Annotated in this window: 19 protein-coding genes and 1 riboswitch; of the genes, 11 read left to right on the top strand and 8 right to left on the bottom strand. The window is 54.0% G+C overall.

What is annotated here, in order from left to right; all coding sequences use genetic code 11:
* Positions 1-37: 37 nt before the first annotated feature.
* Complete coding sequence (locus OQ371_RS06835) at positions 38-421, bottom strand: TraR/DksA family transcriptional regulator (RefSeq protein ID WP_265993047.1); 384 nt, start codon at positions 419-421, stop codon at positions 38-40.
* Positions 422-755: 334 nt separating this feature from the next.
* Between OQ371_RS06835 and OQ371_RS06830 the strand changes: the two genes are divergently transcribed.
* Positions 756-2,030, top strand: coding sequence for a Glu/Leu/Phe/Val family dehydrogenase (locus tag OQ371_RS06830; RefSeq protein WP_265993046.1), 1,275 nt, complete (start codon positions 756-758; stop codon positions 2,028-2,030).
* 150 nt (positions 2,031-2,180) lie between these two features.
* On the top strand, positions 2,181-2,840 hold the full coding sequence (locus OQ371_RS06825) for a phosphatidylserine decarboxylase family protein (protein WP_265993045.1): 660 nt from the start codon (positions 2,181-2,183) through the stop codon (positions 2,838-2,840).
* A 666-nt stretch (positions 2,841-3,506) separates the two neighbouring features.
* On the opposite strand, the gene OQ371_RS06820 is transcribed toward OQ371_RS06825, so the two are convergent.
* From OQ371_RS06820 to OQ371_RS06810, 3 genes are all read right to left on the bottom strand, one after another.
* Positions 3,507-3,887: a hypothetical protein gene (locus tag OQ371_RS06820; RefSeq protein WP_265993044.1), complete on the bottom strand. Its 381-nt coding sequence runs from the start codon at positions 3,885-3,887 to the stop codon at positions 3,507-3,509.
* Positions 3,888-3,938: 51 nt separating this feature from the next.
* A complete protein-coding gene (locus OQ371_RS06815; protein ID WP_265993043.1) occupies positions 3,939-7,265 on the bottom strand; it encodes a glycosyl hydrolase in 3,327 nt (1,108 codons plus the stop codon).
* 90 nt (positions 7,266-7,355) lie between these two features.
* Positions 7,356-10,808: a ThuA domain-containing protein gene (locus tag OQ371_RS06810; RefSeq protein WP_265993042.1), complete on the bottom strand. Its 3,453-nt coding sequence runs from the start codon at positions 10,806-10,808 to the stop codon at positions 7,356-7,358.
* A gap of 301 nt (positions 10,809-11,109) precedes the next feature.
* Between OQ371_RS06810 and OQ371_RS06805 the strand changes: the two genes are divergently transcribed.
* Positions 11,110-11,841, top strand: a complete 732-nt coding sequence (locus OQ371_RS06805; RefSeq protein WP_265993041.1) for an NUDIX hydrolase — start codon at positions 11,110-11,112, stop codon at positions 11,839-11,841.
* Between the two features lie 69 nt (positions 11,842-11,910).
* On the opposite strand, the gene atpC is transcribed toward OQ371_RS06805, so the two are convergent.
* Both atpC and atpD read right to left on the bottom strand, forming a co-directional pair.
* Positions 11,911-12,159 carry an ATP synthase F1 subunit epsilon gene (atpC, locus tag OQ371_RS06800; RefSeq protein WP_265993040.1) on the bottom strand — a complete coding sequence of 83 codons (249 nt, stop codon included), beginning with the start codon at positions 12,157-12,159 and terminating at the stop codon, positions 11,911-11,913.
* A gap of 103 nt (positions 12,160-12,262) precedes the next feature.
* Positions 12,263-13,789, bottom strand: coding sequence for a F0F1 ATP synthase subunit beta (gene atpD, locus OQ371_RS06795; RefSeq protein ID WP_265993039.1), 1,527 nt, complete (start codon positions 13,787-13,789; stop codon positions 12,263-12,265).
* Between the two features lie 402 nt (positions 13,790-14,191).
* On the opposite strand from atpD, the gene OQ371_RS06790 reads away from it, so the two are divergent.
* The 8 genes from OQ371_RS06790 (at position 14,192) to OQ371_RS06755 (ending at position 23,130) form a co-directional block, all read left to right on the top strand.
* The gene (locus OQ371_RS06790; RefSeq protein WP_265993038.1) at positions 14,192-17,221 is read left to right on the top strand and encodes a hypothetical protein; all 3,030 of its coding nucleotides are present in this window, start codon (positions 14,192-14,194) and stop codon (positions 17,219-17,221) included.
* Between the two features lie 39 nt (positions 17,222-17,260).
* Positions 17,261-17,761, top strand: a complete 501-nt coding sequence (locus OQ371_RS06785; protein WP_265993037.1) for a hypothetical protein — start codon at positions 17,261-17,263, stop codon at positions 17,759-17,761.
* A gap of 48 nt (positions 17,762-17,809) precedes the next feature.
* Positions 17,810-18,544 (top strand): ABC transporter ATP-binding protein, encoded by a 735-nt coding sequence (locus OQ371_RS06780; RefSeq protein ID WP_310586620.1) that lies wholly within the window; start codon positions 17,810-17,812, stop codon positions 18,542-18,544.
* Positions 18,545-18,657: 113 nt separating this feature from the next.
* Positions 18,658-19,440 (top strand): carboxypeptidase-like regulatory domain-containing protein, encoded by a 783-nt coding sequence (locus OQ371_RS06775; RefSeq protein WP_265993036.1) that lies wholly within the window; start codon positions 18,658-18,660, stop codon positions 19,438-19,440.
* Positions 19,441-19,525: 85 nt separating this feature from the next.
* Positions 19,526-19,999 (top strand): (2Fe-2S)-binding protein, encoded by a 474-nt coding sequence (locus OQ371_RS06770; protein ID WP_265993035.1) that lies wholly within the window; start codon positions 19,526-19,528, stop codon positions 19,997-19,999.
* 12 nt (positions 20,000-20,011) lie between these two features.
* On the top strand, positions 20,012-22,216 hold the full coding sequence (locus OQ371_RS06765) for a xanthine dehydrogenase family protein molybdopterin-binding subunit (protein WP_265993034.1): 2,205 nt from the start codon (positions 20,012-20,014) through the stop codon (positions 22,214-22,216).
* A gap of 72 nt (positions 22,217-22,288) precedes the next feature.
* Positions 22,289-22,645, top strand: coding sequence for a DUF6152 family protein (locus OQ371_RS06760; RefSeq protein ID WP_265993033.1), 357 nt, complete (start codon positions 22,289-22,291; stop codon positions 22,643-22,645).
* Positions 22,642-23,130 (top strand): DUF6644 family protein, encoded by a 489-nt coding sequence (locus OQ371_RS06755; protein WP_265993032.1) that lies wholly within the window; start codon positions 22,642-22,644, stop codon positions 23,128-23,130. The genes OQ371_RS06760 and OQ371_RS06755 overlap by 4 nt, the downstream gene beginning before the upstream one ends.
* Before the next feature lie 152 nt (positions 23,131-23,282).
* Positions 23,283-23,394, bottom strand: a riboswitch (SAM riboswitch).
* A 242-nt stretch (positions 23,395-23,636) separates the two neighbouring features.
* On the opposite strand, the gene OQ371_RS06750 is transcribed toward OQ371_RS06755, so the two are convergent.
* Positions 23,637-25,181 (bottom strand): arylsulfatase, encoded by a 1,545-nt coding sequence (locus OQ371_RS06750; RefSeq protein ID WP_265993031.1) that lies wholly within the window; start codon positions 25,179-25,181, stop codon positions 23,637-23,639.
* A gap of 42 nt (positions 25,182-25,223) precedes the next feature.
* Positions 25,224-26,324, bottom strand: a complete 1,101-nt coding sequence (locus OQ371_RS06745) for a GHMP family kinase ATP-binding protein (RefSeq protein ID WP_265993030.1) — start codon at positions 26,322-26,324, stop codon at positions 25,224-25,226.
* Between the last annotated feature and the right edge of the window lie 9 nt (positions 26,325-26,333).

The raw sequence follows: 26,333 nt of genomic DNA, 5'->3' as shown, positions 1-26,333 counted from the left end.
AGGTATTAAAATATTTTCCTCAAATTATTGAGCAGAATTACGCCCGTTTCAATTTGGCTTCGATCGTCTGCTGGGTGTGGGGAACAGCGCGCAGCCGCTCTTTGGGGATAAGCCGGCCGGTGTCGATGCAGATACCGTAAGTGCCATTTTTGATTCGGATCAAAGCTGCTTCAAGCTGCTGAATAAACTTCTGCTGACGAGCGGCCAGCTGGCTGAAGTTTTCACGTTCACTGGTGTCGGCACCGTCTTCAAGTAATTTAGAGGTACCCGACGTATTATCCGTACCGCTATCGTTACGCTTGCTGAGCGTTTCCTTGATGTAGTTTAGCTCACTGCGGGAGACTTCCAGTTTCTGAGTAATCAGCACCTCGAACTCTTTTAGCTCCTCTTCCGAGTATCTTTTCTTTTCTTCCTGAACCATCGTACTGATCAGCTAGTTAAGTGGGTGAAAATATTTCCGTCAATGAAACAACAAAATTACAACTCTATTGATTCTTTTTCAACGAATAGGGCTACCGTATAAAAAAAAGTTCAAAAAACAGTTATTGGTAATTACCCAAAAACACCAATCAAAATTTGGCTTAGTGAGGGGTTAGCACAGCGATGTTTGGATGTATGAGATGCCAGACAAAAATGATTTTGGAACCAGGAATTATACAAATCCTCGAAAAAATAGTTCTTAACGTATATCGTTGTCTTTTTTGGTAAGTTTGCTATCAGCACACCATTAAACTTACCAACTAAAAAACAGTATCATGGCTTATATAGAACCAGCGCCTATAAAAGATAAAGAAAACCCCCTCGAATCGATGATGTCTCGATTCGATGCGGCCGCACAGATGCTCGGGATAACCGAAGAAATGTACTACATTTTAAAGGTACCAGCCCGGCAAGTGACAGTGGGTCTGCCCATCACCATGGACGATGGCTCCATCAAAGTTTTTGAAGGTCACCGTGTAATTCATTCCACCATTTTGGGGCCGTCCAAGGGTGGCATCCGGTTCGATCCGGCCGTAACGCTCGATGAAGTACGGGCACTGGCGGCTTGGATGACCTGGAAATGCGCCGTCGTTGATATTCCTTACGGTGGTGCCAAAGGCGGTATTGCGTGCAACCCGCGGGAAATGTCAGCCGGCGAAATCGAGCGACTGATGCGGGCGTATACCGTAGCGATGCTCGACGTTTTCGGTCCTGACCGCGATATTCCGGCCCCCGACATGGGAACCGGTCCGCGCGAAATGGCGTGGTTAATGGACGAATATTCGAAATCCCGCGGCATGACCATCAATAGCGTGGTAACGGGAAAGCCGCTGGTGTTGGGAGGTTCGCTAGGGCGCAATGAGGCTACGGGTCGCGGAGTGACGGTGGCGGCTTTGGCGGCTATGGATAAATTACGGATCAACCCTTACCGCTCAACGGCGGCCGTGCAGGGGTTCGGAAACGTGGGGTCGTTTGCGGCTGAGTTGCTCCACGAACGAGGGGTGACGGTCACGGCGGTCAGCGACGTGTCGGGCGGCTACTACAACGAAAAAGGGCTGGATATTGGGGCGGCCATGGCTTACCGGAACGCTAACAAAGGGACGCTCGACGGATACAAAGGCGCTGAACGGATTACCAACGAAGAACTGCTGGCGCTGCCGGTCGATGTGCTGGTACCGGCGGCCAAAGAAGACGTCATTACCGCCGAAAATGCCGATTCCATTCAGGCGAAAATGATTGTCGAAGGGGCCAACGGACCCACGTCAGCGAGCGCCGACGACATCATCAACGAGAAGGGAATCATGGTGGTGCCGGATATTCTGGCCAACGCTGGTGGGGTAACGGTTTCCTATTTCGAGTGGGTACAAAACCGCATCGGTTACAAATGGACGCTCGACCGGATCAACCGCCGGGCTGACCGCAACATGAAAGATGCGTTCGACCGCGTGTTTGAAACTTCACAAAAATACAAAGTATCCATGCGGCTGGCGGCATACATCGTCGCCATCGACAAAGTGGCCAGTACCTATAAATACCGGGGCGGCTATTGATTTCGAATTTGGTTCCAGCCCGCCAACCGGGCTGGAACCGTTTCTGGGTAGGGTGGGGAATGTATTGGTTCGAATTGGAGGCAATGGCGTTTGTTTCGTACCTTCACGCTCCAACTCCGCTTTCTACGTCGCAACTGATTTTCCACACGTATGACCATCCACAAGGAAGGATACCAAATTTTATTCTGGACTGTATTGATTCTGCTGGCAGTCAACATTTTGTCTGTTTCGTACCTGTTCAATGGCAACGAAACGGCGATCACCTTGGTGTTGGCAATCAGTCTGGTGCTGTTTCTGCTGATTCTCCAGTTTTTTCGCAAGCCCCGCCGGTCTACTCCGCTCAACGACCAGCACGTGATTTCGCCCTGCGACGGTACGGTGGTCGTGATCGAAGAAGTCAACGAGCCGGAATATTTCAAGGAGCCGCGTCGGCAGGTGTCTATTTTCATGTCGCCCCTGAACGTGCACATTAATTTCCATCCGGTTACGGGTACGGTTCAATACGTAAAATACTACCCCGGCAAATACCTGGTGGCCTGGCATCCGAAATCAAGTACGGAAAACGAACGGACCTCGGTGGTAATCCGGGCTAAAAACGGCGCGGAAATCTTGTTGCGCCAGATTGCCGGGGCGCTGGCCCGGCGGATTGTCTGGTATGCCAAAGAAGGCCAGCAGGTGCAGCAGGGCCACGAACTGGGCTTCATTAAGTTCGGCTCCCGGGTCGACCTCTTCCTGCCGCTAGATGCCGATGTCAAAGTGAAAATTGGCGAGAAAACGAAAGGCGGGATTACGGTGATTGCGGATTTGTAGGCCTGATCATAATGAAGTAACTATCAGTCTCCAAGACTAACTGCCTCTATTGAACATTCTTCAAAACCGCTAGGAAAAGTTTTGTCGTTTGTATTTTGCGCGATAGGTAACCCCTTTCAGAGATTAGATTATTCTATTTGATCTGGCTTATGCGCTCTTCTGCTTATTTATAATCTACTGGGTACTAGCCACCTGAAAACTAATTCGGCCAGCTTAAGGAAACTGGTGTAATTGTTTCCCCTGCCAACGGGGTTAAGGCCCTGAGGGGCAAAAGGCAGGGGGACAGATCTTCCTGCTTGTCTTTTAGCTTGTGGCCTGCCAGTTTCAGCTCACGAAAAATTCAGTAAACCTAACTTCACTCGATAAACACGGCATATTTGCCGCACTTGTTGCCCGGACTAATCAGTTCCTGAGGGATTTTCAGACAACAAAGCTGTTTTCCAGATTTATGAGGCTACAGTTTTGGTCATCAGCCCCATAAAACTTAGTGTTACCTTTTTCTGAGATGGCCGTCAGTAGTAAAGAGTGTGTCATGGTTTTTTCTCTTCTGCCCATTCTCTACCAGTTTGGTTTTCTGCCTGAATTGCGAATCGAAAAGGCCGGACAAAACACAGGGCGGTGATTGTTCACCGCCCTGTCCGTAACCTGTGTCAAAAATGCGTTCGTTTACTCTTTCAGGCGCTTGGCTTTAGCATCAAACATATTCATCAGGGAACCTTTGAGGTTGTCATCGTCGACTTTCGCCAGATCGACGTTAACATCGTAGCCCTGCGCCGTGAAGTAGAGGGATAGTTTGTCGGAACTCTCTTCAATTTTGGTCAGCGGTATTTTCTCCTTGGTGGCGTCGGTGGGATCGGCCATTTCACCGGTGAGCTTACCGTCTTTTCGGACAAGGTTTGTTATGAATTTGGCATCGCCGTTCGGTGTTCCCGTGATGACGATTTCCCACTTTCCGGCAAAGAAGTCTTCGGGAGCGGGTGCTTGTGAGAAGCCCCGGAAGGTGAGGCCCAGAAAGAAAACGAAAAGAAAAAGGCTACCTTTTTTCATGGTTAAATAGAGTTAAGTAAAACGATTTGCATTTTAGGGTGAAACAAAGATTTATTGCTTTACCAGGCCTGAACCTGTCGTGGTTGTCAGGACGCGAACCGGCCCCAGCAAACCCGACGGAAGCAGGGGGGAATCGGCCCGGTAGAAGGGCAGGGTCGTGAAGGTAACCTTGCTCGTTACACCGGGTTGGGAATCCCCGATCAGGCGGTTTACCCACAGATTTGTGACGTTTACCTGGACGGCATTACGGCCCGGTTTCAGGGCTCCGGTGATGTCAAGGCGGAAAGGCTTCTTCCAGACTGTACCCACATTCTTGCCGTTTACAACTACTTCCGCGATGTTTTTTACGTCGCCCAGATCGAGAACATACGAGCCGGTTTTGCGCAGGGTTGGCAGTTCAAACGTGTTGGTGTAAGCGGCTGTACCGGAGAAATATTTGATTCCCGGATCGGCGTTTTCGGACAAGGACGCCAAGGTGTTCAAGCTGGCCTGCGCGGGAGCGCCACGGCCTTCCTGAAACCGCACGGTCCACGCGCCCTCAATCCGGGCCACCGGTGACTCCGTAACCGCGGGTTTAGTGTAAGAGACAGCCGTCGCTTTGTCGCGGAAAACAATAAAATAAGCTTCCCACGGCTCAAACTTGAGCGGCACGACCGTACGGCCTTCCTTGATCTGGTACGATACTTTTTCGGTTTTGCCCGTCTCCGGGTTCCATCGTTCGGGCACTTTACCGGTTACGCGGAAGCTGACCGTGGCTTCGTTTGGATTCTCGCTGCGGCTATCGAGCCAGTAAAGATCCGTGTCGGCGGTCTGGCGGTGTACGTACAGCACATCCGCCCTGGCGTCCGTAATGTCGGCGTCTTTCGCCACGCCCATCCGCTTCAATACGGCCTCCAGCGGCTCGGCGGATACGTTTGGATTGCTCCAGATCTGATTCGCCAGCGCGGTAAATTCCGCCGGATTATCGCTTAAACTCGGGGAGCGTTCCGGTTTGGCACCCACCACTTTCATGCCCGCTTTGACCAGTTCGTCCATTTTTTTCAAAACTGGCAACGTCATGGTTTTCGCCGTGGGGTCAAGGGCAAGCACCCGGTACGACTGACCGCTCGGGGTGACAATCCGGTCACCATCTATTCTCAGGGCTTCTTTCAAGACCGTCGCGTTGGCAAAATCAAATGCGTAGCCCGCTGGAATGGCGGGAAGCTTCTGGGCGTAAACCTGCGTAATATTGTTGTTTTCGCCGTAGTAATAAAGTACGTCCACGACGGGTTTGCCCTGTTGCAACAAAAAGCAGCTTCGGCTTAGGTAATCTACCCAGGCTTTGGCCTGTTCGGCCCAGGTTTCCTGCCGGGTAAAATACTGACCGAAGGGGCCGAGCGAAAAGCCGGGTTTCTTATCATCAAGTGGCTGATGAACCGACGTGTGAACCACGAAACGGTTTAGCCCCGACGCCATTTCCAGATCCGCCGTGCGCTTGAGTTTTTCCGGATGCCAGCTAAAGGCGTTCATGACCGACGTCATCGATTCAGCGGCCACCAGATTCTGGCCGTAGATGTGGGCCACCGAAGCGGCTTCCCGAATGTCGGCTTCGCTACGAACCTCCTCGTTTGCCCCCGCAGCCAGACTACCCGGCGTCCACATAGCCGACATCGGAATTTCGGCCTTCCGCTTGACGTCCATGCCGTCGGCCAGGTAAATCCGACCGTTTTCGTGCGACTCAGTATAGCGTTTCATTCCCCGCGCGTGCAGGGCGTCGCCGATGGTTTCGTAGTGGTTCTCCACAATCATCTCACCGATGGTCTTGCGGAAATCCCACAGAAATTTCTCACTGGCTTCGGCGCTCTTCACAACTCGGCCGGTCAGTACGGGTAGCCAAGGTTTGATGTCGTAGCCCCGGCGTTTGGCAAACTGATCCGGCATGGATTTCGTCCAGGTCATGTGGCCGGCTTCGTAGCTGTCCAGCACCATGTATCCCAGGCCTTTTGCCCCCATTTTTCCGCCGGTGGCCTCTTTGTACATGTCCAGGTAGGTATCGATGTATTTTCGAACGGCCACCTTATCGAGTTTGTCCACTTCCAACCCCGTAGCTTCGGGCGAGGCCGGGTGATTTTTACGGCCCGTGATGGAGTAACCCAGGCGCAGGACCACCCAGTTACCCGCGGGGGGCGTCCAGTTCAGTGTACCGTCGGGGCTCAGTTTGGCCGTCAGATCCACAACATCCTCGGTCGGAATGGCGTCGGCGTCGGTCTTGATCAGCGAATGCGTATCTTCCTTCCATGGACTAAAACCGGCTTTTTCTTCGAAGAGGTCAATCCGGTCGGTGTTGTGCAGCACCAGTTCGGCGACGGGAATACCCTCCGGCTTGCCGGGGGCTGCACTACCGCCAAACAGCGAAGCAAAGGGGTTGCCCTGTGGTTGCAGCGTTTTGAACGTAAACCGGAAAACCTTACCGGTGGTGGGCACGATGCTCATGGTATTCTGCGGAACCGTGCTGCCTTTAATAACCACCACATCCCGGAACGTCACCCCATCGTCGCTCACTTTCAGCGCCCGGTTGTCGGGTGCTCCTCGAAATTCCGCCAGGGGGCCTCCGCTGCTTGCGCCCACAATGGTAAACGCCTTGAAGGTCTGTGGACTGTCGAATTCGTACTGAACCCACATGTCCTGACCGATCTCCGTCGGTGGCAGCAGCGTTGTTTTAGCCAGGTCGCCGTCGGTCAGTTGGGTCAGGTTGAAACTCCCACCGCTCGAGGTTACTTTGGGATTAAATGCGGCCAGCGGCCTTTCGGCCGCTGGTATACGGTAGGCAATGACGGCCGCATCGGCGTAATAAGTAGGCAGTTCGCCCGCTGGTTCTGAACCGCTAAATCCTCCCCCGGTGGGCATCGAAACATTCTGAAAGCTGCCCGTCGTAGCGGGTGGTTGGAGTAATTTACCCGAAAACGCTTGTCCGCCCGTAACCCGCGTTTCCGTCCAGACGTACTTTTTCATGGCATCGCTGGCCGGCACCCACGGTCCCCCCGTCACGCTCCAGCCCGGCGAACCGGCAATGGCCATTTCCAGGCCGAGTTGCTGGGCCAGATCGGTCGTGTGTTTGAAGGCGTCTTTCCATTCGGGCGTCATGAACACCAGTTTTTTGGGTGTAACCGGGGGCGTCATCAGGCTGGCGTCGAAGTTCTGAAAGCCGCCAATGCCCACGCGCTTCATCCATTCGAGGTCTTTGGTAATACCCTCTTTGGTGATGTTGCCGTTCATCCAGTGCCACCAGACGCGGGGCCGGGCGGCATTCGGGGGTTCCTGGAAGGATTTCTGGAGCGGTAACGGCTGCGCAACGACCAACGCCGGCAGCATCCAGGCCAGAAGGGTTAATTTCTTCATAACAATCAGGTTAACGAGTTAGAAGACTTTAAGAAACTCCTCATTCCTGGTATGGTGAAATGAGCAGGTACGGGCTTTCCAGGAGGTCACTTACTGGGCGCTAGAATCAAGGACGGCTTCAAGACTCATGACCACCATCAGGCTTCCGAGCGCCTGGTTGGGATTGACGAAGACCACGTATACATCGTGCGGTTTTTTGTCGGATGGAGCGGGTAGCTTGACGGGAATGGTCAGCTCCGATGGTTTGAAATCCAGTTTATCAGAAGGTTCCAGAAACGCGGATTCGCCCAGGAGCTTACCCGTCGGACTATCCAGTCGTAATTCGATCTTGCCGCCTGAAGCATTAAGCTGCGGTTTGGGGGCTGTTGCCATAATCCGAAATGCTGATACGCCTTGCAGATCAATTTGTTTGAGACTCATACTGGCGCCCGACTTGGCCGGAATGGCGAGGTTGTTGCCCCCGAAAGACATCTTATTGACGTTATCGTAGGTGTCAAAGCCGTGTACGTCAATGGCTGCATTACGGAGTACGAGCGTCTGCTCCGAGCGCAGCGGGGGGAGTCCTTTGGCCCCTTTGTCTTCGTAGGAAGCGCGCACAATGTAAACTCCTTTGCCTTTATCTCCCGCCGGAATTTTAGCCGCATAAGTGCCCTTCACTGGTAAGGAATTGCTATTGGCGGCTTCACCTGATACGCTCAGAACGTACTTGACCATCTCGGCGGCATCGGCGGTGGACAGTTGTGGGTGGGCCGACATCGGCGTTTCTCCCCAGACACCTCCTCCGCCCGTGATGACTTTCTTCGCCAGTCTTTCCAGCGCCGTGTTATCACCTTTGTATTTTTTGGCAACATCCGCGTAGGCCGGTCCGATGGATTTCTTAGTCAGGCTGTGGCACGCTTTGCAATCACTTGCTTCGAGAAGTTTTTTACCGGTTGCCAGCAGCGCCCCCGCGTCGGCCGACCGGTGTCCCTGCGCAATCGCGATCTGATCGTAGCCTTCGGCCAGGTAATCGATGTTTACCGCAACCCGTTCGGGGTCAATGCCTTTGGCCAGGGTGCCGTCTTCTTTGTCGCTTACCTTGACATCATATGGAAACGGTTTGTTGGCCAGGTAAAACGATTTGTTGGCACCGGGCATGTCCAGACTCAACACCGGCGGTTCGTTCCCCACGGAAATATCCAGCGACCGGGAAGCCACTCCGCCTTTGCCGTCGTTGACGGTCAGGGTTGCTTTGTAAACACCGGCTTTGCCCAGCGTCAGATTGGCGTCGGACGAATTAATAACCTGAGCGAAACCATTCTTGGAGGTGATTTTCCAGGAATAGGTCAGGGCGTCACCGTCGGCGTCGGTTGTTCCTTTGGCGTTGAGCTTCAGCGCTAAGGGAGCCGATCCACCCATTTTATTGGCCGCAACCTGAACCTGCGGCTGGCGGTTTCCTCCGTTGTATTCAATCCGGATCAATCGGGCGTCGTCGTTGGCCGTGAACCAGCCCGAACCGTATTCAAGCATGTACAGATCACCGTTCGCGGCAAACTCCATGTCCATCGGATTGGAAAATTTATAGCTCGGCATGAAGCGCTCCATCGATTGAAAGTTGCCTTCCTGATCCATCGTTACCGCCATAACCCAGCCCCGCATCCAGTCGTAGGTCAGCAGTTTGCCGTCGTAGTACTTGGGAAAAGCCCGGGGGGCCTTCGCGAACGCATCGGCGTGATACACGGGGCCCGCCATGGCATTCCTCCCACCGGCCCCCACCAGCGGAAACTCGGGTGAGCCGTCATACGGGTACCAGATAAACGCCTTTTGCGCGGGGGGCAACACGTTCAGGCCCGTATTATTGGGCGAGTTGTTGGTTGGCGCGTTCACATCCCATTTCTCGAGGGATTTGCTGGCGGCAAAATCGTATTTGTGGTAGGCTTTGTTGTCGCCCACGAAATGCGGCCAGCCGAAATTGCCCGCCTTACGGGCCTGCCCAACTTCATCGTGTCCGGCCGGGCCACGGGCTGAATCCGGTTTGGCGGCATCGGGCCCTACTTCACCCCAGTACAGATAGCCGGTTTTCGGATCGACCGAAATACGGAAGGGGTTGCGATGGCCCATCGTGTAGATTTCCGGGCGGGTTTTCGGGGTGCCTTTCGGGAAAAGATTGCCTTCCGGAATGGTGTACGTGCCGTCGGGCTGGGGTTTAATCCGGATTATTTTACCCCGCAGATCATTGGTATTGGCCGATGATTTCTGCGCATCCCAGGCGCTGCGGCCTTCCCGTTCGTCGCTGGGACTAAAGCCGTTAGAGCCGTGGGGATTGGTGTTGTCGCCCGTGGAGAGGTACAAGTTACCGGCCCGGTCCCAGGCAATCGAACCGCCCGTATGGCAGCACTCTTCGCGCTGGGTCGGTACTTCCAGCAGCACTTTTTTCGACTCCATGACCAGTTCATCTCCGCGCAGCTCGAAGCGGGCCAATACGTTTTTCGGCTCTTCCGGTACGGAGTAATACAGGTAGATCCAGTGGTTCTGGGCAAAGTCGGGGTCTTTGTTCAAACCCAGCAGACCATCTTCCCCCATCGACTCTTTTCCTTCTTTGGACACATACTTAACGCTCACCGGAATGGTAGCGATGGTTTTGAGTTCCTTCGTTTTGGTGTTGTAAAGGCGTACTTCCCCCTTGCGCTGGATCAACAGAACCCGGCTGTCGTCCAGGACGCTGAGCTCCATCGGTTCGTCCAGTTTCTCCTGAAGAACAACTTTGGTAAACCGGTTTTCTTCGGGTCGGGCCTTCGAGAAATCCAGCGTTTTGGGCGCATTGCCCCCGGTGGTATATTGGATGCCGGCCCAGAGGTGATTGAGAAATAGCGGTTCGGAGAAAGTTTCGTCGGTGTGGCCCATGGCCGTGTAGAAGGCCCGTCCACCGTCGTACTCCTGGTACCAGCTCATGGGGTGGAAATCAGGGTTCTTACCGCCGATGTAGCTCTTTTCGTCAATGGTCAGGAGAACGTTGATTTTGGGAGAAATATTTTTGAAGCTGTAAAATTCGTCGGTTCGCTCAAAGGTATCGGGCATTCCCTGCGTCGCCCAATGGCTTTTCATCGCAACGATAAATTTGCCTTTCTGCACATTGCTCGGCGTCATGGGATGGTCTAAAAAATAAGCACCCGCCAGCTTACCGTACCAGGGCCATTCGTATTCGGTGTCGGTAGCGGCATGAATGCCTACGTAACCACCACCGGCCTGAATGTAGCGCTCAAAGGCCGACTGCTGCTCGTTGTTTAGGACATCACCCGTTGTGTTGAGAAAAATAACAGTGTTGTATTTTTTTAGGTTGCCTTCGGTAAACTGGTTTGCTTCTTCGGTAAAATTCACCTTAAAGCCCTTTTCGCCCCCCATTTTGGCAAGCGCCTTCTTGCCCGCTTCGATAGATTGGTGACGAAAGGCAGCTGTCTTGCTGAAGACAAGGACGTTGCGGGCGGGAGATTGGGCTAAAGCAGAATGAAGCAGCAACCCTAATCCGTAAAGCAGGGCTGCGAGTTTGAAAATGTTTGTTTTCATCTTAATAGAGTCGTTCACGAAGATGAACAAATGTAAAAAATAAAAATTGTTATTGTCTATTTATGAGACAATAAAATTAATTCAATTTGATATATTTACAGTGCTATTTATGAAGGGAACTTGATATTTGATGGAAACAGGAAAGGGATTTTTACCAATTTCTGCTTTCAATGGCTAAAAGTAGGAAGAGCAGAAGATGGGTAAGAAGGCCCTGATCCTTTAGAAAGAAGAATGGTCTTAACGGGTAAAACGTGAAGAAATGCTAAGTTTAAACCCAATTATCGACGGAAACCGACCGGTTATGCAAGCGCCCAGTGAACAGAACTACATTCAGCAGCTTTCAATTGATTGCGTCATCTTCGGTTATCAGGAGAAACAACTTAAGGTTCTGGTTCCGAAGATGAATTTCAGGGGCGACTTCTGGGCGCTGCCAGCGGGGTTTATTTACCAGGATGAGAACATCGACCAGGCGGCCCGCCGGATCTTGGAAGGACGAACCGGTATTAAAGACATTTATCTGGAACAATTCAGGGTGTTTGGTGATGCCCAGCGAACCAACCTTCAAGTCCTGGAGCGATTGGTTCAGCTCAATCAGGAGAAACTGAGGGATCATTGGTTCAATCAGAAAGAGTTTGACTGGATTACCCGGCGGTTTGTGTCAATTGGTTATTACGCGCTGGTCGATATTAACAAAGTGGTGCCTCAGAAGAGTGAAATGGACGCGTCTATCGAATGGTGTCCGATCAAGGAGTTGCCGCCGATGATCATGGACCACAACGAAATGGTGGCCAACGCGCTCGAAACGCTGCGCCTGAACCTTGACCAAAAGCTGATTGCCTTCAATTTGTTGCCGCAAACGTTCACGATGAAGGAGTTGCAGGAGCTTTACGAAGCCATTTTTGACAAACCGTTTGCCCGCAACAATTTTCAGAAAAAAATGCTGGAGCTGAATGTGCTGGAGCGTCTGGAGAAGAAATTTACGGGTGCGGCCAACAAAGCGCCGTATCTGTACCGCTTTCAGCCGCAGGGATAGCCACTAAAAACAAACCCCCGAGAAGCGTCACTGGCTTCTCGGGGGTTTAGGAGGGCAATACGGAACGGTTTAGGCCGCAATGACGGCTTCCGCCAGAACCAGTACTTTGTTATTCAGCACTTCCACCACGCCACCATCTACGGTAAACGTCTGGGTTCCAGTGCTGGTGGCTACCGTGACCGGTCCGCGGGCCAGCGTGCTGACGATGGGAGCGTGGTCGTTCAGAACCTGAAACTGACCTTCGCTGCCCGGAAAGGTAACCGCTGTTGCTTCGCCGGCGAAGATTTTCCGATCCGGTGTAATGATTTCCAGATGCATTATTTTGTATGCTTAAGATGAAAGATGGAAGAGGTGAGACGAAAGACCGCCGTGACGAATCACAAATGTCTTTTATCCCACATCTCTTGTCTTTTAATCCAACTTATTTTCCGGCGGCTTCTCTCAACAGACGTTCGCCTTTAGCAGCGGCATCGTCAATGGTTCCAACCAGGTTGAAAGCGGCTTCCGGCAGGTGATCCCATTTACCGTCGATGATTTCGTTAAAACCACGGATGGTTTCCTCAATCGGTACCAGAACGCCCTTCAGACCCGTAAACTGTTCCGCTACGAAGAAGGGTTGCGACAGGAAGCGTTGTACCCGGCGGGCCCGGTTCACCGTCATTTTATCCTCTTCGGAAAGTTCTTCCATACCAAGGATGGCGATGATATCCTGCAATTCTTTGTAGCGTTGCAGAATTTCCTTCACACGCTGAGCCGTGTTGTAGTGCTCATCACCTAAAATTTCGGCAGTCAGAATCCGGGAGGTTGAATCCAGCGGGTCTACGGCGGGGTAGATTCCCAACTCGGAAATTTTCCGGCTCAATACCGTTGTGGCATCCAAGTGGGCAAACGTCGTAGCCGGAGCAGGGTCAGTCAAGTCATCGGCAGGTACGTAAACGGCCTGTACCGACGTGATCGAACCGCGTTTGGTTGACGTAATGCGTTCTTGCATCGTACCCATCTCCGTAGCCAGCGTAGGCTGATACCCTACGGCCGACGGCATCCGGCCCAGGAGGGCCGACACCTCCGAACCCGCTTGGGTGAACCGGAAGATGTTATCGATAAAGAACAGAATGTCACGGCCCTGGCCCGTACCGTCACCGTCACGGAAGTGCTCGGCAATGGTCAGCCCTGAGAGGGCTACGCGGGCGCGGGCTCCGGGGGGCTCGTTCATCTGTCCGAAGATGAAGGTAGCCTGGCTTTCTTTCAACGCGTCTGAATCCACTTTCGATAGATCCCAGCCACCTTCTTCCATCGAGTGTTTGAAATCATCGCCGTATTTGATAATGCCGGCTTCGATCATCTCGCGCAGCAGGTCATTTCCTTCGCGGGTTCGCTCACCCACACCGGCAAATACCGACAGACCCGAGTAGGCTTTGGCGATGTTATTGATCAATTCCTGAATCAATACCGTTTTTCCTACACCGGCACCACCGAACAGACCGATTTTACCCCCTTTGGCGTAGGGCTCGAGCAGGTCGATAACCTTAATCCCGGTGAAAAGTACTTCGGTTGACGTGGCGAGGTCCTCAAACTTCGGAGCGTTCCGGTGGATGGGCAAACCGCCCGTGCTTTGAGGCTGCGGAATACCGTCGATGGCCGTACCAACGACGTTGAACAACCGTCCGCGAATTCCGTCGCCCGTCGGCATGGTGATCTGCGTACCCAGGTGCTCTACGGTCATGCCGCGTTCAAGTCCCTCGGTAGCGTCCATCGAAATTGTGCGAACCCGGTCTTCACCAAGGTGTTGCTGGCATTCCAATATAACTTTTTGGCCATTGGCTTTGGTGACTTCCAGAGCGTCCAGAATCGCCGGTAGCCGCGACCCTTCGCCCTCAAAACTCACGTCAACAACCGGGCCGATCACTTGCGTGATTTTACCCGTATTCGTTGCTGTTGCAGTTGTCATGCTATGAAGTTGAGAAATTTAAATAGGAAAAGCGTGTTAAATGCGACTGCAAAATTAGTTGATAATTTGCTGAAACCCAAGTTCCATTTTAATCTACTTTTAAGATTTAAAGACCCAAATCGTTTTTGTTACAGTTAGTTTGCTACGGAAGGGCCCACTTTTGCCGTTTGCACAAAACAAAGATTTGGGCCTGAGCCGGTCTTATTTATCCATCTGCAAAAAAGATGCGGGGGCGATGAACAAGAGAATCAGGCCATTCGCTGCGAAAAAAACAGCCATTTCACCAAATAAATGGTTTTATTGAATCGGTTTGCCGGCGAGGCACTAACTAATCCGTCGCAGCGTTGCTTATGAGTAGTTTAACCGGCGAGCTTTCTATCTTGGCCGGTTGTATTTAATACTATGCTCTTTTTCTGGAAAAATTGGAATACGGCCCATCGAACGGCCTATTTAACGGGATTGGTCCTGTTCTGCACGGCCATCGTAGGAATGATCTGGGCCTGGATGCTGGGCCTGCAAAATGTGGTGCGCTGGAACGTCCTGAGCGAACTAAGCGAGCTGCCCGCTACCATCCGCGCCTTTACGGATGGGTTGTTCGACTACACCGTTACCGGCAAAACCTACATCGTCACCGAGCAGTTTGTGGCTTCAGCCATGCAGGCCAACGGACTGGCGGCCCGGCTGGTAACGCTGGGCGTTTGCGCAGGACTGGTATTCGTGCTGGCGGCCATCTCCCGGCTTCCGCGCTGGTACTACCTGGTATCAATGGCCGCGCTGATTGTCCTGCTGGCTACATTCCGGCTGGAGGTACTGCAATTACCCGGCGTTCTGGCAACGGCTTTGGGCGGGCGACTGCCGTTTCTGGCCCTGGTGCTGGTGCTGGGTCTGGTCAGTTACTACTTCCACGCCTTTCGCATCGAGATTCTCCTGCCCGTTCGGCTGCTTGTTTTTGCGGCCCTGACCGGGCTGGGCTGGCTGGCCGTTGATCAGCTGGCGGGGCAATCGTCACCGGCGCTGGCGTTTGTGGGCTACGCCCTGCCGGGGTTGCTGGTGTTGTCGCTGGTCTTTATTTTCTGGATTTCGGCGGAAATCATTGCGGCTCTGGTGTACGTTACCTCCGTGCCCCGCAACACCCGCAGCGACGGATCGGGTCGTCCGCTCGGGCTGAATAATTTTCTATTTATCAGCGTTTTGTACCTGATCAACTTACTGCTGATCTGGTTGAATAATACGAAAGTGATCAACTGGAATCCGGTGGTGGTTAGTCCGTTCATTCTGTTTCTGATTTCACTGCTGCTGGGGCTCTGGGGTTTTCGGCAGCAACTGCGGCAGAGCGAAAACTTCATGTCGTTTCACGACGGCGGGGCGTTTCTGTACCTGGGTATGGCGCTTATCACTACGCTGACTATCGCGTATGCGTTTGCATCCGCCAATGATCCGCTGGTTGAAGCGCTGGAGGATGTCATTGTATACACCCATCTGGCAACCGGGGTGGTGTTTGTCGTCTACGTTATTTTAAATTTTCTACCGCTTTACCGCCAGGCCCTGCCCGTCTACAAAGTGCTGTACAAACCCACGCGGTTTTCGTTGTGGCAAACCCGACTGGTGGCCATTATCCTGACCGTGGTCATCATGGGGGTCGAGAATTTCTTCCCGCTGAATCAGGCCGTTGCCGGATACTTCAATACCGTGGGCGACTTTCACGCCGAGACGGGCGAGGTCCGAATTGCCGAACAATACTACGGGCTGGCTCTGAACGCCGAATTTCAGAACCATAAGGCCAATTACGCCATGGCATCGCTGGCCCTGAAGCAGGGCGATAAGGTGACGGCGGCTTACTACTTTCAGCGGGCCCTGCTCAAACAACCCTCTCCGCAGGCGTATGCCGGGCTGACGTCGGTGTTGCTGGAGGATAACCTGTTTTTTGAAGCCGTCAAGATGTTACAGCGCGGCATCCGGGCCTTTCCGGAAAACGGGGAATTGCAGAACAACCTGGGCTATCTCTACGCCCGAACCAGCGTAGCCGACTCAGCTTACTATTACCTGGCCGCAGCCGCCGGGAACACGGCCCGCGAGGAGGTGCCCCAGACGAACTTGCTGGCGTTCTGGGCGCGCAACCCCCGGCTGGTTTCACTCGATTCGCTGGCGAATGCTTCCGAGGCCCGGTCGTACGAGTCCTACGAAGCCAACCGGTCGGCCCTGGCTTTTTTCCGCTCCAATGCCGACAGCGTGTCCATTCCGCGCCCCGACTGGCTCGACGAACCGCTGACGGATGCCGGGCTGAGCGTAGGGCGGTTTGCGCGTTTGTATAATTACGCGGTCGGTAACCGGGCCACGGATACAACTTTGCTCAACGTGCTGTATCAGATGGGGCAGAACCCCGCGAATCAGGATTTTACGGATGACCTGTTGTTTGCCCGGGCGGTGGCGAATTATTACACCGCCAACAAACGAACGGCGTTCGAGCTGACCGACCAGCTGGCCAGCGACAATCAGCGAACCGGCGAATTTTATAATTCTGTGACGGGCCTCTGGATGTTGGAGCAGGGGCTGTATGGCAAAGCCGCCGACATTCTGGCTCAGAATACCGACACGCTCTCGATGTATTACCAGGCCCTGGCCCGAACCAAGTCGGGAGATTCGTTCATGGCGCAGTCGCTTTGGGAAAACGCCGGACGCAACGATCCCGCCGTACGGTCACTGGCGGAGGTATTGTACGGCAAAAAGCAACCGGCCACGGATCTTGAAAAAGCCTTTGCCCTGCTGTATGACCCCCTGCTCGACCAGGCCGGAAAACAGCGGGAGCTGTATGCGTCCATGCGGGATGACAACCTGAAAACCATCGTTGCATCGGTCCTGTCGAAGCGGTATTTGGCCGCCCGCCAGCCGCCCCTGGCCCAAAGCTGGTACGGGCAGATTCCGCAGGAAGCCAAATTAAGCGCCTATGCCGGATCGGCCATGACGGTAGCGTATCTGCGGCTGCGCAATGCTCAAGGGCAGTTTGAGCAGACGATATCCGATGGCCGTCAGGAGGTTATACCAGCGTTTCAGGCGGAAAAGGATTTCATTCTTGCGCAGGCTTACCAGGGCCGACGGCAGGCGGCTCAGGCCCGGCAGGCTTACAACAAAGCGCTTCGATGGGCACCCTTCAACGCCGAAATTGTGTCGGCAGCGGCTGCGTTTGAACGGCAGAACGGTAAGACAGAAAGGGCCTACAACCTGGTGCTGGAAGCATTGCCGCTCAACGAGCGCAATGCAGATTTGCTGAAGTTGTATTCCCTGCTTTGTCTGGATCAGGGGCTGACCGATTACGCCGAGGAGAGCCTGGCGCGGCTCCGGGCGGCTACCTCGCCCGCCGATTATCAGGCATTTCTGACAAGCTATCAGGCCAGACGTGCGTTGATTGAAAAACAGCGGGAGTCATTCCAATAATTTAGTAAGTTTAACAGTTGTTCCAAATCCTTGTTTTCTATGGAAAAGCAACTGCATTGGGTGAATGAAGCATTTAGCCGTCAGGTCGTGATCATGGACGGTGATCGGGTCGTGGGCGCTATGCACCGCGATCTGCTGGTTCGGGATGTTGATGCCTACCTGAACGATGTTCATATTTTCTTTGATGTCACGGGATTTCTGGCCCATTCGGTCAACATTCACGACAAAAACGCCGGTGACAAGATCATTGGCCGGATTGACTTTGGGGTGTTCAACGGCGCGAGTGTCCACTTAGAAACCGGCGAGAAGTACGTCTGGCAACGGGAAAACTTTATGATGCACGAGTGGAGTCTGGTCACCGACGATCCCGACACCCATTCCGGACAGGAAATTGTGCACTACGACCGCACGCGGAAGTTTCTGGCCGACGAAGGGACTATTGAACTGGTAACCGAATTGCCCAACGCCGAAATGTTGATCCTGACGGGGTTGTTTGTCCGAAATTATTTTCTGCGTAAACGTAAAATCGCCACGACCTAATCCTGTTTCGTTGTCCGGAATTACCGTGTAGGCTGTTTTCAACTGATTATGAGCAAAAACATTATTGAAACCCACGAGATCTCCAAACGATACGTGATGGGCAGCGAAGTCATCGAAGCGTTGAAATCGGTGACAATTAACGTGAAAAAAGGGGAATACGTAGCCTTTATGGGTCCATCGGGTTCGGGCAAATCAACGTTGATGAATATCGTGGGTTGTCTGGATACCCCTACGTCCGGCTCGTATATCCTGAACGGGCAGGACGTTAGTAACATGAGTGAAAATGCGCTGGCGGAAGTCCGGAATAAAGAGATTGGCTTTGTATTTCAAACGTTTAATCTGCTTCCCCGGCAGACTTCGCTGGAAAACGTCGCCCTGCCGCTGATTTACGCGGGTTACAGCAAAGCCGATCGGACCGAAAAAGCCATGCAGGCCCTGAAAAACGTGGGACTGGAACACCGGGCCGGACACCGCCCCAATGAGCTCTCGGGTGGGCAGCGGCAACGCGTGGCCGTCGCGCGGGCGCTGGTGAATGACCCCAGTATTTTGCTGGCCGATGAACCGACCGGAAACCTCGACACCAAGACTTCCTACGAAATCATGGATTTGTTCGATCAGATTCACAGCAAAGGCAACACGGTAATCATGGTAACGCACGAAGAAGACATTGCCGAATACGCCCACCGGATTATTCGATTACGCGACGGCCTGATTGAAACCGACCGGATCAACACCAACGTCCGGAAAGCAAAGGCGTTTATTCAAGCGTCTGACGAGCAATGATCCGAAAAAGGCAGTTGGGTCGGAGCCGGGAAAGCTAAAAAATGTTAAAATCCGGGTCGCCTATCGCAAAAAGAAGTAGCTTGCCGTTGCCGTTTTACTGGCCCCCGGACTGTATGAAAAAAGCGCTCCTCTTCTTTCTTTTAGCGGTATCAACGACGCTGACCGGTGTGGCCCAAACCATCCGGAGTGGTTCGGTGATCGACAAGGTCAGCCGGAAACCCGTGGCGCTGGCCACGGTTCAGAACCTTACTCTCCGCCGGGCGGTGACCAGTACCGAGTCCGGCCAGTTCCGGCTGACTGCTTCCCCGAATGATACGTTACTGATTTCCTGTGTCGGTTACAAAGCCGAGCGCGTGGTGGTCCCCGCCGACGAATCAGAGTTACTGGCGGAAATGGTTCAGGAAGTAAAGCAATTGAATGAGGTTGTGATCAAAGGCTGGACCGAAAGCCGTTTCAAGGAAGAATTTCTAAAGCTGAATATTCACAACAACAAACCCGTCATTGTGATCAAAGCGGCCCCGGAACTGGTGGGCAAACAACTCGGTAACGTCGGGCGGATGGGGTACGATTACAAAACACTGGCGCCCAAAATGACGTTAAAAGGCCCCGTTTCGGCCTTATACGGCAAGTTTAGCAAAGAAGCCAAAAATGAGCGCAAACTACAGCAGTTCAATCAGGCCGAAAGCAACAAGCAACGTTACTCGGCGCGGCTGGATCCCGTCTGGATTTCGCGCATCACGGACTTGAAAGAAGAGCGACTGACGGCTTTTCTGAAGTTCTGCAAACTCCCCGAAACGTTCGTACTCGAAGCCAGCGAGTACGATCTGATCGTTGCCATCCGCGGTTGCCTGAAAGAATTTCTGGTTCAGGAGCAAACCCAGACCGGCAAGGGCTAGTCTGTTCAGCCGCGGGTACGGTTGTCCAACAAATTGCTTTTTAACGGGTTGTTAGCTTACACACCGGTGAACAAAAGGCAAGATCATGAAAGCCAGGCTAACCATCGAAGTAAACCAGAAGCGGCACACCGTTGAGGTCGATCCGGCCACGCCGTTGCTCTACGTCTTACGAAACAATCTCCAGTTGAATGGGCCTAAATACGGCTGTGGTCTGGAGCAATGTGGCGCCTGCATGGTCCTGCTGGACGGGAAAGCAAAGCCCAGTTGTCTGGTTCCCGTTGAAACCGTCACCGACAAAGCCATTGTCACCCTTGAGGGACTGACCCAGCCCGACGGCAAGCTACATCCCGTACAGCGGGCATTTGTGGAGCAGCAGGCGGCTCAGTGCGGCTATTGCCTGAATGGCATGGTCATTTCCGCAACGTCTTTACTGTCTGAAAATAAGCACCCCGACGAAGCCGCCATTCGCGAAGGCATGGAGCGGGTTTTGTGCCGTTGTGGTACCCATTCGCGCATTCTCCGGGCCATCCGCCAGGCCGCCAACGACTCTAATCCGTAACTTCTTCCCGACATGAACGAGCCAACGACTACTCCTGCTCTGTCGCGACGGGATTTCCTGAAAACGGCCGGATGCCTGTCCATCGGTTTTTCGTTTGCCTGCCAGCCTTTGTCGGCTGCGCCCCAACCGCCTTTGCAGGATTCACTGCCGGGTTCGTTGCGGCAACAACCGCGGATCAACGCCTGGCTGGAAGTGCTGGAGGACGGGCGAATTCGGATTTTAACCGGCAAAATGGAACTGGGTCAGGGCATTCGCACCGCCATCGCGCAAGTGGCCGCCGAGGAACTGGACATGGAACTGAACCGGGTGGAAGTCCATCTGGCCGAAACCGGTCGCACTCCGCACGAAGGCTACACGGCCGGAAGCGGTTCCATCGAAAACAGCGCCATGGCGGTACGCTACGCAGCCGCAGCCGCACGCCAGAAGCTGTTGGACATGGCCGCCCGGCGCTGGAACAAACCCGTCGAAGAACTCAGCCTGGCCGATGGAGCCATCACCGCTCAAAACAGCAACGATCAACTGACGTTCGCGCAACTGCTGAACGGCGCGCAACTGACCGACGAAGTACGGCTGCCGGTAAAACTCAAACCAAAATCGGAATACCGTTGGGTCGGGAAAGCCATTCCCCGGGCGGACATTGAAAGAATGGCACGGGCTGAGCCGTTGTACGTGCAGGACCTGCGCCTGCCGGGTATGGTGCACGCGCGGGTGGTGCGCCCGCTGGCGTACGGAGCCAAACTAAGGTCCTTCGATGAAGCGGCTGTGAAGAAAGCGGTGCCCGGCGTTCTGAAAACCGTCGTCAACGGCGATTTTGTGGGCATCATCACCACGGAAGAATACGAAGCCGTTCAGGCGCAACTGGTAGCCCGGGAACAAACCAAGTGGGAAACGGCCAAACCCCTGCCGGATGATCAGAACCTGGCGGAATACATTAAGAAACTACCTGCCAAAAACCGGACGGTTAAAGAAACCGGCGACGTAAACCGGCTGGACCAATCGGCGGGGAGTTCGCTGAAGGCCCGTTATTTTAAGCCGTACCACATGCACGGGTCGGTTGGACCGTCGTGCGCCGTGGCTTGGTATCAGGGTGAAAAGCTGCATGTCTGGACCCACAGCCAGGGAGTTTATCCGTTGCAGGAAGCCCTGAAGAAAATGCTGAACCTGCCCGCGGAAGCGGTTCACATAGTGGGCGTTCCGGGCTCCGGATGCTACGGCCACAACGGAGCGGATGATGTCGCGGCCGATGCGGCTTTGCTGGCGATGGCCTACCCCGGAAAACCCGTGCGGCTGCAATGGTCGCGCGATGATGAACACGGCTGGGAACCGTACGGCAGCGCCATGCAGATGGATGTTGAAGCCCGGCTGGACGGTTCGGGAAAGATAACCCACTGGCGGTATGGGGTCTGGACGGACTCGCACAGCACCCGGCCGGGCGGTGAACCCGGTAATTTGCTGGCGGCCCGTTCGCTGGAAAAACCGTTTTCGCAACCGTCATCGGGGTATAGTGGGGGCGGCTACCGCAATTCCGAGCCGTATTACACCATTCCAAACCTGAAAGTAGATGCGCACTTTTTTGAAGGACCGCTCCGGGTGTCAGCCCTGCGCAGCCTGGGGGCCTATGGAAACGTGTTTGCCATCGAATCGTTTATGGACGAACTGGCCGCCAAAGCCGCCAAGGATCCGCTCGAATTCCGACTTATGCATCTGGCCGATGAGCGGGCCGTTGCGGTGTTGAAAAAGTTGCAGGAACTGATCAAAACCGATAAACCGAAACCTGGCGAGGGAATCGGTGTTGCGTTTGCCCGGTATAAAAATGTGGCCGCTTACTGCGCCGTGGCCGCGCGGGTACGGGCCGATCCTAAAACCGGGACGGTGCGGGTGCTGAAAATGTGGTCGGTCATTGATGCGGGCGAAGTGATCAACCTGGACGGTATCAAAAACCAGACGGAAGGCGGTATGATACAGGCCGCCAGTTGGACGCTGAAAGAAAAAGTCCAGTTTGATCAACAGCACGTCAGCAGCCGGGATTGGGTGTCTTACCCGATTTTTCGGTTCAGCGACGTGCCGGAAACGGAGGTGGTGGTCATTGACCGACCCAATGAAAAACCGTTGGGTGCGGGCGAAGCGGTCCAGGGTCCAACGGGTGCGGCTCTGGTCAATGCCGTTTACCAGGCTTGCGGACAAAGAATTCGTCATCTGCCCGTGCAATTGGGATAGATTCAACCCAACGCAGAAGCTTCTTATCTTTTATATTATTTCTCTATTCATAACGCTCTAAACCTTAAAATCATGGCTTTATTAAAAACTTCGCTGGTTGCGCTGTTGCTTTTTCTGGGAACCGCTTTTGCGCCCCTGCACCACGGCTGGGCCGATTACGACCAGACCAAAACACTGGATTACACGGGTACCATCGAAGATTTCAAGTACGAGAATCCGCACGCAACGGCCAGGGTGAAAGACAAAGACAAAACCTGGCTGGTGGTGCTGGCACCTACCAGCCGGATGCAGGAGCGGGGTGTCAGCGCCGACATGCTGAAAAAAGGCGGTTCGGTGCGGGTGGTGGGTTATCCACATAAGAAAGTCAAAGATGAGATGCGCGCCGAATGCATTTTTATTGACGGAAACAAATACGAGCTCCGCCGATGAGCGGGCCTATTCCCGTCGAATGGCTACAACAGATCGAAAATACCGGGATGGCCGCTACCATCCGGCAGTCGAACTGGCTGTATCCCGGACTCGAAATTGTTCACATTGTCGGTATTGTGCTGCTGGTGGGCGGAGCCTTCGTCTTCGATTGGCGCCTGTTGGGGTTTTCCCCGAAACTACCGGTGGATGACCTGGCAGCGCATGTTTTGCCCTGGTCACGCCGGGGACTGGCGCTCGTGGTACCGTCGGGTCTGCTGTTGTTCAGTACGAACGCCGAATCGCTCGGGAACGACCCCATGTTCTGGCTAAAAATGATCCTGATTGTGGTGGCGGGGGTGAACGTAGCCGTTTTTCACCGAATTACGTTTCGGTCGCCAGCGGGTTGGCAAGGGGATAAAACACCGCCCGGGGCCAAAGCCGCGGCCATCTGCTCGATTCTGGTGTGGCTGGCTATAATTGCCTGCGGGCGGCTGTTGGCCTATTGAACCAGAAACCGCTAAAAATGAAATAGCCAGCGCTGACTACCGCTGGCTATTTCTTTGTTGAGAGATCTGTGGATTACCGGATCGGGGCCAAGTGCCAATCCTGATCGGGATCACAACGCTGATACGAAGTTTGCTTTTTCATGATGGTTGTTAATTTATAGTTCCTAATTGTTTTAGGCAGGTTAGCACTTATTCCGCCAGCATTGCCTTTGGAAAGTTGCTAAGGGTTCATCGAGCCTGTCTCTCCCCCTTTCTTTATAAACCCATCGTACCGGCGTCCCGGAACTACTTCGTGAAGAAGTAATTAAGATGATGATGCAAAGGTAATAGGCCTTTGTGTAAATTCCAAACTAAATCTATATTTTTTATAGGGTATTATTGGGCGGTCTTAAAATTTGTTCCGCGGCAGTATTACCCGAATGTTAAAAGCTGATCGTTGGCCACATGACCTCTTTGTAGAAGCATAAACGCATTGGAACAGACCGGCTTTTGCCCAACGACCGGAACTATGGCTTCGTCGCAACAGGAATCTTTGGATTAATGATTTCCCACTCGTTGATGTGCGCCGGAGTGTGTTCGCGGGCGACAATCGCATCAAATTGTTTGATCAGGTCCGGGTGCTGAGGGGCCAGGTTGGTGGTTTCGCTTTCGTCTTTGCGCAGATCGTACAGCTTCCAGGGGCCTTTCCGGTTTTTGCGCACATCGGTCTTGACGGCTTTCCAGTTCCCCATCCGAATCGCCAGCTGACCGCCTTTTTCGGGATATTCCCAGTAGAGGAATTCGTGTTTTTTCTGCCGGGTCGGTTGGCCCAGCAGCGTGGGCAGAAACGAAAGACCGTCGGTGGCGAAAGGCTGTTGATAACCAACAAGTTCGGCCAGCGTCGCCAGCAGATCGTACTGCACCGAAATGTGATCAGTCACCCTTCCGGCGGCTATCCGGCCGGGCCAGCGGGCGATCATCGGTTCGCGGATGCCGCCTTCGTACACATCCATTTTGAGGCCCCGCAGGTGGCCAACACTCTTGAAATAAGCGGCTTCGACCCCGCCGTTGAACGTTGTGCCGTTGTCGCTCGAGAACATGACAAGTGTGTTGTCGTCAATTTTCAGTTCCCGGAGCAACTGCATGAGTGCGCCAATCTGCTTGTCCATGTGGGTGATCATGGCGGCATACGTAGCCCGCGGATAGGGCGTTGACGCGTACCCCTGTTGACCTAAATAAGCTTTGTCGTCAAACTGCCCGACGTATTCCCGAACGGCGGCTTCGGGTGCCTGGAGCGAGACGTGCGGCACGGTAAACGGCAGATACAGAAAAAACGGGCGGTTTTTGTTCTCGCGCACAAACGCCTGGGCCTTCTGGGCCATTTTGTCGATGGCGTATTCTTTTCCCCGGTAGTAGGCGAAGGCTTCGGGCGTGGCCGTCTCGGGCGTTAACCGGCGGTGGACGTCAATAACCGGGTTGTTCAGCGGGTCGGGTTTGCCGTTTTCCCAGAGGTGCGTCGGGTAAAAGTTATGGGCCTGTTTCTGATCCAGATAGCCGTAGAAGTAATCGAATCCCTGCTCGTTGGGGTTGCCGGTGGTGTTGGCCATGCCGAGGCCCCATTTGCCAATGCAGGCGGTCCGGTAACCCGACTGCTGAAGCATTCTTCCAATCGTGAACGCTCCTGGGTAGAGCGGCATCTGACCCCCTTCCAGCGAGTCGGCAAAACCGCCCATTTCGTAATTCCCGCGAATGTAAGAATGGCCTCCGTGTTTGCCGGTCAGGAGCATACAGCGGGCCGGAGCGCAAACCGGCATACTGGTGTAGTGCTGCGTAAACCGCATGCCTTCCCGCGCCAGCTGGTCGAGGTGCGGAGTGCGGATCTTCTGTTGTCCATAACAGCCCAGTTCGGCGTACCCCAGGTCATCGGCGTAAATGTAAATGATGTTGGGCCGCGCGGCATTGGGGCGGTTCGGGATCTGGAAAGTATAACTGGACAAAAACCAGCCTGTCAGCAAAACTGCCGACAGGCTGAAAAGGGATACGGCGTATTTTTTGGGACGGAAAGCGTTCATGGGGTCGGGGCTGGTCGCGAAATCGGAACGAATCTACCGATTTTACTCGTCAACCGAAACGGTGTTGGGCAGAACCGCAACGCCCTGATCAACCCTGATGATGTACGGTTTGCCGCCCGCCCGTTCGATGGCGTCGGCCACGGCTTCGGGGTTTTCCGGGGCGTAAGCAAACATGCAGCCGCCCCCGCCCGAACCGTTGATTTTCCCTCCGTACGCTCCGGCTTTAATGGCTTCCTCGATCATGCGGTCAATTTTGGGCGTCGAAACGCGCTTGGCATCCCGCAGACTGGTCTGGTGGGTGGTGAGCAACGCACCGAGCTGCCGGTGATTGACGGTCCCCGACCGGAACATGACCAGCGCTTCCCGCAACACGTCCCGGTCGGAGAGGTTCCCCTGGAGCAGAATCATTTCATCCGGAGTCAGCAAATGCCGGTATTCATCGGCTTTTTCCTGAGGACAATCGGGCAGCGAAAACGTGGGATCATACTGACGGATTTTCTCCATAGCGGCCAGCATACCAAATTTGACGTGCTTCAACACGCCAATGGTGTCTTTGGGTTGCAGTGAATCCCCCAGAACGAACGTGCCCAATTCAGGCTGAAACGATTCCAGATGAATAGCAGGAACTGACTCCAGGTAAATAATACCGCCCACTGCGGTCGAGTAATGGTCCATCATACCGCCGGGTTCGCCAAATTCCAGCACTTCGGCGGTGTAAGCCAGCTCGGCCAGGCGTTTGGGCGGTAGCGTCTGCGGATTGTCGGCCAGTTGCGTCAGAACAGCCAGCCAGGTAATCAGTAGGGCCGACGAACTGGAAGTACCGGAGTTGATGGGAATGTTACCCCGGACTTCACCCTCAATACCGCTGGAGAATTGGAAGCCCTCCCGCAACAGGATGTTGATGGCGCTCCGGAAATAATCCCGGTCGTGCTGGTAGGTGAGCGGCAGTTTGGCCAGCGAAAACTGTTCTTCCGAATGAATGTCGGGCAGGGCCAGATGGACTTCGGGCCGGGAAGCAGGCCCGGCGGTTATCTGGATGCGCCGGGAAATGGCAGCGGCAATGACGGGCAAACCCAGGTAATCCTGATGCTCTCCAAACAAACAAATGCGGCCGGGCGTGGAGATGGATAAAAGCAAAGACATTGTGCGATT

It is taken from the genome of Larkinella insperata (genome assembly GCF_026248825.1).
GTDB lineage: Bacteria > Bacteroidota > Bacteroidia > Cytophagales > Spirosomataceae > Larkinella > Larkinella insperata.
This window is presented reverse-complemented; position numbering and strand designations above follow the sequence as displayed.

Coding starts and splice junctions, on each gene's coding strand:
- OQ371_RS06835 (WP_265993047.1), bottom strand. CDS start 421: ATGGTTCAGGAAGAAAAGAAAAGATACTCGGAAGAGGAGCTAAAAGAG.
- OQ371_RS06830 (WP_265993046.1), top strand. CDS start 756: ATGGCTTATATAGAACCAGCGCCTATAAAAGATAAAGAAAACCCCCTC.
- OQ371_RS06825 (WP_265993045.1), top strand. CDS start 2,181: ATGACCATCCACAAGGAAGGATACCAAATTTTATTCTGGACTGTATTG.
- OQ371_RS06820 (WP_265993044.1), bottom strand. CDS start 3,887: ATGAAAAAAGGTAGCCTTTTTCTTTTCGTTTTCTTTCTGGGCCTCACC.
- OQ371_RS06815 (WP_265993043.1), bottom strand. CDS start 7,265: ATGAAGAAATTAACCCTTCTGGCCTGGATGCTGCCGGCGTTGGTCGTT.
- OQ371_RS06810 (WP_265993042.1), bottom strand. CDS start 10,808: ATGAAAACAAACATTTTCAAACTCGCAGCCCTGCTTTACGGATTAGGG.
- OQ371_RS06805 (WP_265993041.1), top strand. CDS start 11,110: ATGCAAGCGCCCAGTGAACAGAACTACATTCAGCAGCTTTCAATTGAT.
- atpC (WP_265993040.1), bottom strand. CDS start 12,159: ATGCATCTGGAAATCATTACACCGGATCGGAAAATCTTCGCCGGCGAA.
- atpD (WP_265993039.1), bottom strand. CDS start 13,789: ATGACAACTGCAACAGCAACGAATACGGGTAAAATCACGCAAGTGATC.
- OQ371_RS06790 (WP_265993038.1), top strand. CDS start 14,192: ATGCTCTTTTTCTGGAAAAATTGGAATACGGCCCATCGAACGGCCTAT.
- OQ371_RS06785 (WP_265993037.1), top strand. CDS start 17,261: ATGGAAAAGCAACTGCATTGGGTGAATGAAGCATTTAGCCGTCAGGTC.
- OQ371_RS06780 (WP_310586620.1), top strand. CDS start 17,810: ATGAGCAAAAACATTATTGAAACCCACGAGATCTCCAAACGATACGTG.
- OQ371_RS06775 (WP_265993036.1), top strand. CDS start 18,658: ATGAAAAAAGCGCTCCTCTTCTTTCTTTTAGCGGTATCAACGACGCTG.
- OQ371_RS06770 (WP_265993035.1), top strand. CDS start 19,526: ATGAAAGCCAGGCTAACCATCGAAGTAAACCAGAAGCGGCACACCGTT.
- OQ371_RS06765 (WP_265993034.1), top strand. CDS start 20,012: ATGAACGAGCCAACGACTACTCCTGCTCTGTCGCGACGGGATTTCCTG.
- OQ371_RS06760 (WP_265993033.1), top strand. CDS start 22,289: ATGGCTTTATTAAAAACTTCGCTGGTTGCGCTGTTGCTTTTTCTGGGA.
- OQ371_RS06755 (WP_265993032.1), top strand. CDS start 22,642: ATGAGCGGGCCTATTCCCGTCGAATGGCTACAACAGATCGAAAATACC.
- OQ371_RS06750 (WP_265993031.1), bottom strand. CDS start 25,181: ATGAACGCTTTCCGTCCCAAAAAATACGCCGTATCCCTTTTCAGCCTG.
- OQ371_RS06745 (WP_265993030.1), bottom strand. CDS start 26,324: ATGTCTTTGCTTTTATCCATCTCCACGCCCGGCCGCATTTGTTTGTTT.